The organism is Virgibacillus salarius, from assembly GCF_039521925.1.
GTDB lineage: Bacteria > Bacillota > Bacilli > Bacillales > Amphibacillaceae > Virgibacillus > Virgibacillus salarius.
In genome coordinates, this window is sequence record NZ_BAAACY010000168.1 from 21,391 (window position 1) to 27,818 (window position 6,428).

The 6,428-nt window shown below is 36.7% G+C and carries 6 protein-coding genes; 5 read left to right on the forward strand and 1 reads right to left on the reverse strand.

The window, feature by feature from the left end:
* Window positions 1-167 precede the first annotated feature (167 nt).
* On the reverse strand, window positions 168-1,067 hold the full coding sequence (locus tag ABDZ84_RS20130; RefSeq protein ID WP_343782785.1) for a diacylglycerol/lipid kinase family protein: 900 nt from the start codon (window positions 1,065-1,067) through the stop codon (window positions 168-170).
* A gap of 213 nt (window positions 1,068-1,280) precedes the next feature.
* On the opposite strand from ABDZ84_RS20130, the gene phnD reads away from it, so the two are divergent.
* The 5 genes from phnD to ABDZ84_RS20155 all read left to right on the forward strand — a co-directional run bounded on the left by phnD (window position 1,281) and on the right by ABDZ84_RS20155 (window position 6,398).
* Window positions 1,281-2,213, forward strand: a complete 933-nt coding sequence (phnD, locus tag ABDZ84_RS20135; RefSeq protein ID WP_026680342.1) for a phosphate/phosphite/phosphonate ABC transporter substrate-binding protein — start codon at window positions 1,281-1,283, stop codon at window positions 2,211-2,213.
* A 110-nt stretch (window positions 2,214-2,323) separates the two neighbouring features.
* Window positions 2,324-3,100: a phosphonate ABC transporter ATP-binding protein gene (gene phnC, locus ABDZ84_RS20140; protein WP_121604531.1), complete on the forward strand. Its 777-nt coding sequence runs from the start codon at window positions 2,324-2,326 to the stop codon at window positions 3,098-3,100.
* The gene (gene phnE / locus ABDZ84_RS20145) at window positions 3,097-3,906 is read left to right on the forward strand and encodes a phosphonate ABC transporter, permease protein PhnE (protein WP_026680340.1); all 810 of its coding nucleotides are present in this window, start codon (window positions 3,097-3,099) and stop codon (window positions 3,904-3,906) included. Before phnC ends, phnE (ABDZ84_RS20145) begins: the two co-directional genes overlap by 4 nt.
* Window positions 3,906-4,706, forward strand: a complete 801-nt coding sequence (gene phnE / locus ABDZ84_RS20150) for a phosphonate ABC transporter, permease protein PhnE (RefSeq protein ID WP_121604530.1) — start codon at window positions 3,906-3,908, stop codon at window positions 4,704-4,706. Before phnE (ABDZ84_RS20145) ends, phnE (ABDZ84_RS20150) begins: the two co-directional genes overlap by 1 nt.
* Before the next feature lie 72 nt (window positions 4,707-4,778).
* Window positions 4,779-6,398: a bifunctional metallophosphatase/5'-nucleotidase gene (locus tag ABDZ84_RS20155; protein ID WP_121604529.1), complete on the forward strand. Its 1,620-nt coding sequence runs from the start codon at window positions 4,779-4,781 to the stop codon at window positions 6,396-6,398.
* The last annotated feature ends 30 nt before the right edge of the window (window positions 6,399-6,428 follow it).

Consider the following 6,428-nt stretch of genomic DNA (forward strand, 5'->3'; position numbering starts at 1 on the left):
ATAAAGATGATTACCTGCACCTATTCAAGTTGTGTTAGGTGCGAGTCTATTCGATGAAAACGACGAATACCATAATTTCCCAATCAAAAAAAACTTATGAAAACAGGGGTGTCTCTACAAGCTGACAATTGCTTATTCGGAATTGTGTAAAAATCAAATTCATTTTTTTATTTTACAGATCCACATATCATTTTCAGGTGTGATGGTACTACCTCAATGGTTGAAGGAGTACCAGCTGCTATTTCCCCATCGGTATCCACTTCTTTTTCCTCCTCTGTATACACCTCTAAATAATCCGTTTGGAAGTATGTGACTTCCCTTAAGTTGTCTGTATCCATTTCTGGATTGTTCATCGATAATAACTCTCGAAATGAAGCTAAGTTAGAGTTTTTCACAATTAAGACATCAAGTAAGCCATCAGAAGGATGTATCGATGTAATTGGAAGTTCCCTTGTTCCGATAAACTTGCCATTTAATACTAATATCATAACAGCTTCCCCATTATAGCTATCTTGTCTCGTAGTTATATTATATGTGAAGCTTTTCGCCTGACTAACCGTTTTAATTGTACTCATAAAATAACTAAGAACACCAAAATTTTTCTTTTGATTTGGATCAATATTTTTTGATGTCTCCGTTACTAGCCCCACGCCCAAAAAATTCAAAAAGTAACGTTCGTCTGCCTTTCCGATATCAATATCCATTATTGTACCTTCAGGGATCGTTTGTGCTGCTTCCTCCAAACTTTGCGGCATCAGCATCATCCTACTAAAATCATTTGACGTACCGCCTGGCAAGACTGCAAGAATTGGCCGCTCCTTCAAAGAAGCAATCTTATTTATACATGCGTGTACAGTACCATCGCCTCCAAGAATAATAATAAGTTCTACTTGCTTCGCATACATTTCACATGTGCGTTTAGCATCCTCGACAGAATTGGTTTGGATAACAGTAAGCTGCTTAATTGCCTGCGATAGTATAGGTATGGTTTGGGCTAGCTTATCTTCTATTACATCACCACCAGCATTACCATTATATAAGAATAGTGCCTTTTGAAATGTTGACATGACATTTCTCCACTCCTCTATACCTATTTATTACCTTCTCTAGGATAAAAGAAACCTATTCCGGTACAAGTATATCCTTATTTACAGCATTCGATAAACCACACTTTGTAATGAATTTGTAAATTTGTAGAATTTTTTTGAAATCAACCTAGCATTTTTGTCCTAAATAGTATTTAATTAAAGTGTACATTTTAATTTTTTAGGAGGGTCAAGATGAAAAAGTGGCTTAGTCTATTTTTAGTCTTATTTTTGGCAATTGTACTAGCAGCATGTGGAAGCTCTGATGAATCCAAAGATAGTAATGGGGACAAAAGTAGCGAAGGTAACAGTAAACCAGAGACATTAGTAATGGGGTTCGTTCCATCACAGGATTCGGATACGATTGCTGATACCGTTGAACCTTTAGCAAAGCGTTTGAGCGAAGAATTAGGTATAGAAGTAAAAGGTGAAGTAATGACAAATTACAACGCTTTGGTTGAAGCGATGGGTGCAAATCAGGTACATATTGGCTTTATACCAGCGTTTGGCTATGTTTTAGCAAATGAACAATATGACGTGGAAGTAATCTTAAAATCTATTCGATACGGCTCCGGTACATATAAAGCACAATATCTAGTTCGTTCTGATTCAGATATCAACTCATTGGCAGACTTAGAGAATAAAGTTTGGGCATATGCAGATAAAGGCTCTACTTCTGGATATCTTTTCCCTGCATATCAATTAATGCAAGAATTTGATTATGCTTCTGGTCCTGAACTGGAAAGTGATTTCTTTAGTGCAACTACTTCTGCCGGCGGTCACGATAGTGCTGCAATCGCTGTTTATGAAGGAGATGCAGATGTGGCAACAACTTTTGATGATGTACGCACGGAGCTAGAAGAAGAATATCCAGATGTTATGGATAAATTAAAAGTACTTGACTATACTGAAGAAATCCCGAACGATACGATTTCTGTCACCAAAGAACTAGATGATGAATTAGTACAAGAAATTAAAGAAACTTTCCTTTCCTTTAATGAAGATAAAGAAATGATAAAAATTATGAATGATGTTTATAATTGGGATGCAATTGATGAGGCAACAGACGAAGAATATGAAATCGTTAAAGAAACATACCAAAAATTCAAAGATGATATTGAACTATAGATTGATAGTGTAAATTGAATAATAAAAAGGGGGAGCACAATCTCTCCCTTTTTTTCCTAGTTCAGAAGATTACCGAACAATCTAAGTTTGTTATGGGGGAAATACATACAATGATTCAATTTAAAGACGTTGGGCTTATCTACCCAAATGGTACAAAAGGCTTGAAAAATATTAATGTAACCATTAACGACGGTGAGTTCGTCGTTATTGTTGGTCTATCAGGTGCAGGGAAATCAACATTTATAAGGAGCATAAACCGCCTTGTCACACCTACTAGCGGTTCATTATTGGTTGATAATGAAAATATATTAGATTACCGTAGCAGTGACTTACGTCAACTACGTACGAAAGTTGGCATGATCTTTCAAAACTATAACTTGGTCAAACGGACAAATGTGCTTAAAAATGTCCTAGCAGGTCGACTAGGCCATACTGGCACGTTACGTTCGATCTTGAACCTCTATAAAAAAGAGGATATTGGATTAGCATATGAAAGTCTAAAACGGGTTAACATTGATGAAAAAATTTATAGCCGAGCAGATGAATTAAGTGGGGGGCAACAGCAGCGAGTGAGTATTGCCCGAGTACTTACCCAAAAACCACATTATATTCTGGCAGATGAACCTGTTGCATCCCTTGATCCACCCACTTCTCATCAAGTAATGACATACTTGAAGAAGATAAATAAAGAAGATAACATTACAACGATTGTAAACCTGCATTTTATTGATATGGCAATGGAATATGCTGATCGTATTATTGGTATGCGAGCAGGTGAAGTAGTATTTGACGGACCCGTTTCTGAAGTGTCTGAGCAGACCTTCGAAGAAATTTATGGTCGCTCTATACGTGAGGATGACTTGCGTGGGGGGGCAGATCAATCGTGACAAAGAATACAACAGGTGGTGGTAAGACACCAGCGCTTTATCCAGTGAAAACGAAAGTGCAAATAACCATTATTTTCTTTATTGTTCTAGGCTTTTACTTGTTTAGTATGGTTTGGACACAACGGGAAATGGTTGGTGGTCTTGGTGACGCATTAGGTAATATGCTTGTTGTCATCGAAAAATTCTTCCCTCCCAATTTAGAGGTCATTCCGAAAGTTTGGGGAGAAATGGCACAAACGATTCAGATGGCAATTATTGCTACAACAGCGGCGGCAATATTAACTGTCCCCCTTGCCATCCTTTCAGCTCAAAATGTAACAACGTTTAAACCGTTATATTATCTAACTAGGACATTATTAAATATTTTAAGAACAATACCTGACCTTGTACTTGCAGTAATTTTTGTTGGCCTATTTGGAATTGGGGTATTACCCGGAATTTTAGCTTTATTTATTTTTTCTTTAGGCATTCTAGCGAAATTAATTAGTGAAACGATTGAATCTGTTGATATGAATCCTTTAGAGGCAATGCGGGCTTCTGGAGGCAATGTGTATCAAGTAATCTTTTTTGGACTAGTACCACAGGTTCTACCACAATTCACTTCATTCGTCCTATATGTGTTCGAGATTAATATCCGTGCATCTGTAGTATTAGGTTTAGTTGGTGCTGGTGGGATTGGGCTAGTACTAGATCAGCAGTTAGGGTTTTATAATTATCAAAACGCCATGGCAATTATCATCTTAATATTTGTTGTTGTTATTGTCATTGAATATATAAGTAATAAATTAAGGGAGGCATTGATATAATGGAAAATTATTCATTACCTCCAAAGCAAGAAAAATCGATATGGAAACGATTAAAACGAATCATAATTGCGCTTTTCGTCATCGCTCTATATGTCTGGACATTCGTAGGGATCGATATTGATTGGGGACGTGCGTTGGAACGGGTTATCAGTAATTTTGATCGTGTTATTCCAAAGCTATTTTCCCCCGATTGGACAGCAGTTGGTGAAGTTGGGGTAAAAATAGCGGAAACTGTGCTAATCGCATTTGCTGGATCATTTATGGCCGCAATTCTTGCCATTCCATTAGGCTTTCTAGCAGCGCAAAATATGACAGGGAGTAAAATCCTAGCAACAATTGGAAAATGGATTCTATCGGCAGTACGTGCATTCCCTGATATAATCCTCGCTATCTTGTTTGTAGTAGCCGTAGGACCAAATGCATTTGCTGGTGTACTGGCTATTGCAATTGGTTCAACCGGAATGTTAGGAAAACTGTACTCAGAAGTAATTGAAGCGATTGATATGAAGGTTGTTGAAGCAATGGAAGCAAATGGCGCAAATAAAATTCAAATTCTTTTTTATGGTGTTCTCCCACAAATTATTCCTGAATTTTTGTCCTATGCGATTTATCGATTTGAAATCGATATTCGTGCGTCTTCCATATTAGGGATAGTCGGTGCTGGTGGGATTGGGACAATGATCATCTTTGCTGCTAATAATCGAAATTGGAATGAAATGGGCTTAATTTTGCTAGCTATCATCATTGTCGTTACCATCATTGATTTTATTTCAGCAAGAATTCGTAGAAAAATTGTATAAACGCTCGTATTTGTCCCTCAGGAATCCTGCGGGACAGCTTCTTTTCATTTGAATTAAGTTAATAGAGAAAGGATGCTCACTTTGCAAAACAACACAGCGAAACTCACCATTTTATATACAAGTGATGTACATGGACATGTTATGCCAATTCATTATGGAACGAATGAGAAAGCAAATCTTGGACTTGCTAAATATGCGACTGTCGTAAAACAGACTCGAAAAAAATCAGATCACGTTATTGTATTAGATAATGGCGATTTGATTCAGGGAACCCCCCTAATGACGCATTATGTTAAACAACATACCGACAAAGAAAACCCAATGATAAAAACGATGAATACGATTAATATAGATGCGGGTGTTATCGGCAATCATGAATTTAATTTTGGCAGTAACATCTTGGCAGATGCTATTAATCAATCCAACTTTCCTTGGCTTTCCGCTAATATTATTGATAAAGAAACAGGGCGCCCAAAATATGGACCCCCATACACAATAAAGACTTTTGCTAATGATATCAAAGTCGCCATTATAGGAATTACGACACATTATATTCCGAACTGGGAATCTGCTGATCATATTAAAGGTATTTTATTCAAGGATGCACTTAATACATTAAAAGAATGGGTTCCCTACATACAGCAAAAAGAACAACCAGATATCCTTATCGTATGTTATCATGGCGGATTTGAAAAGGATTTGGAGACTGGCGAACCTACTGAAAGCTTAACAGGAGAGAATCAAGGCTATGACATGTGTGAAATTGAAGGTATTGATATTTTATTAACAGGACATCAACATCGAAAAATAACAGGAAGAATAAATGATGTACTTGTTGTTCAACCAGGAAATAATGCAGCTGCTTATGGTGAAGTAGAGATAAACCTTGAAAAAGTAGCAAATCATTGGTGTATTCGCAATAAAAAAGCCTTTATAAGACCGCTAGAGCACATACGTGATGATAAAGAGATTATGAGTAACATGGCTTTTCTCGAGGAGTCGACGCAAAAATGGCTTGATCAGCCAATTGGCTACATAGAAGGTGATATGACAATTGATGAACCATTTCATGCTAGGATAAACAAACATCCATTTATAGAGTTTATTCAAAAGGTACAAATGGAAGCAAGTGGAGCAGACATATCCGTAACCTCTTTATTAAATAACGAGTCCACTGGCTTTTCATCAACTGTAACCATGCGTGATATCGTTTCTAATTATATGTACCCTAATACATTAGTTGTTTTAGAATTAACTGGAAAAGATATTAAAGCAGCGCTAGAAAAAAGCGCAGAATATTTTATTCTCGATGACCAAGGAATTGTTACTGTAAATCCAGTTTTTGAACATCCAAAACCTCAGCATTATAACTATGATATGTGGGAAGGCATCCATTATACCATTAATGTATCAATGCCTATAGGACAAAGAATAGAAGGGCTAACCTATCATAATCAGCCTGTAGCGGATACTAAAAAATATCCAGTCGTCCTCAATAACTATCGTGCATCTGGTGGAGGCGATTATACGATGTTTACCAATAAACCGATCATAAAAGAAATTCAAAAAGATGCCGTTGAAATTATTCGTGAGTATTTTGAAAGATATCATACTGTAAAAGCAACGAAAACAGATAATTTTAAAGTGAAGCCAGTAAAAAGGGGCTGGGACATAACTAGCCTGGAGAAGTAAAAAAGAGATTCCAGTTATCAAAAATAGATA

Bases quoted from the DNA above. Each gene is read 5' to 3' on its own strand.
- ABDZ84_RS20130 (WP_343782785.1), bottom strand. From the start codon at position 1,067: ATGTCAACATTTCAAAAGGCACTATTCTTATATAATGGTAATGCTGGT.
- phnD (WP_026680342.1), top strand. From the start codon at position 1,281: ATGAAAAAGTGGCTTAGTCTATTTTTAGTCTTATTTTTGGCAATTGTA.
- phnC (WP_121604531.1), top strand. From the start codon at position 2,324: ATGATTCAATTTAAAGACGTTGGGCTTATCTACCCAAATGGTACAAAA.
- phnE (WP_121604530.1), top strand. From the start codon at position 3,906: ATGGAAAATTATTCATTACCTCCAAAGCAAGAAAAATCGATATGGAAA.
- ABDZ84_RS20155 (WP_121604529.1), top strand. From the start codon at position 4,779: ATGCTCACTTTGCAAAACAACACAGCGAAACTCACCATTTTATATACA.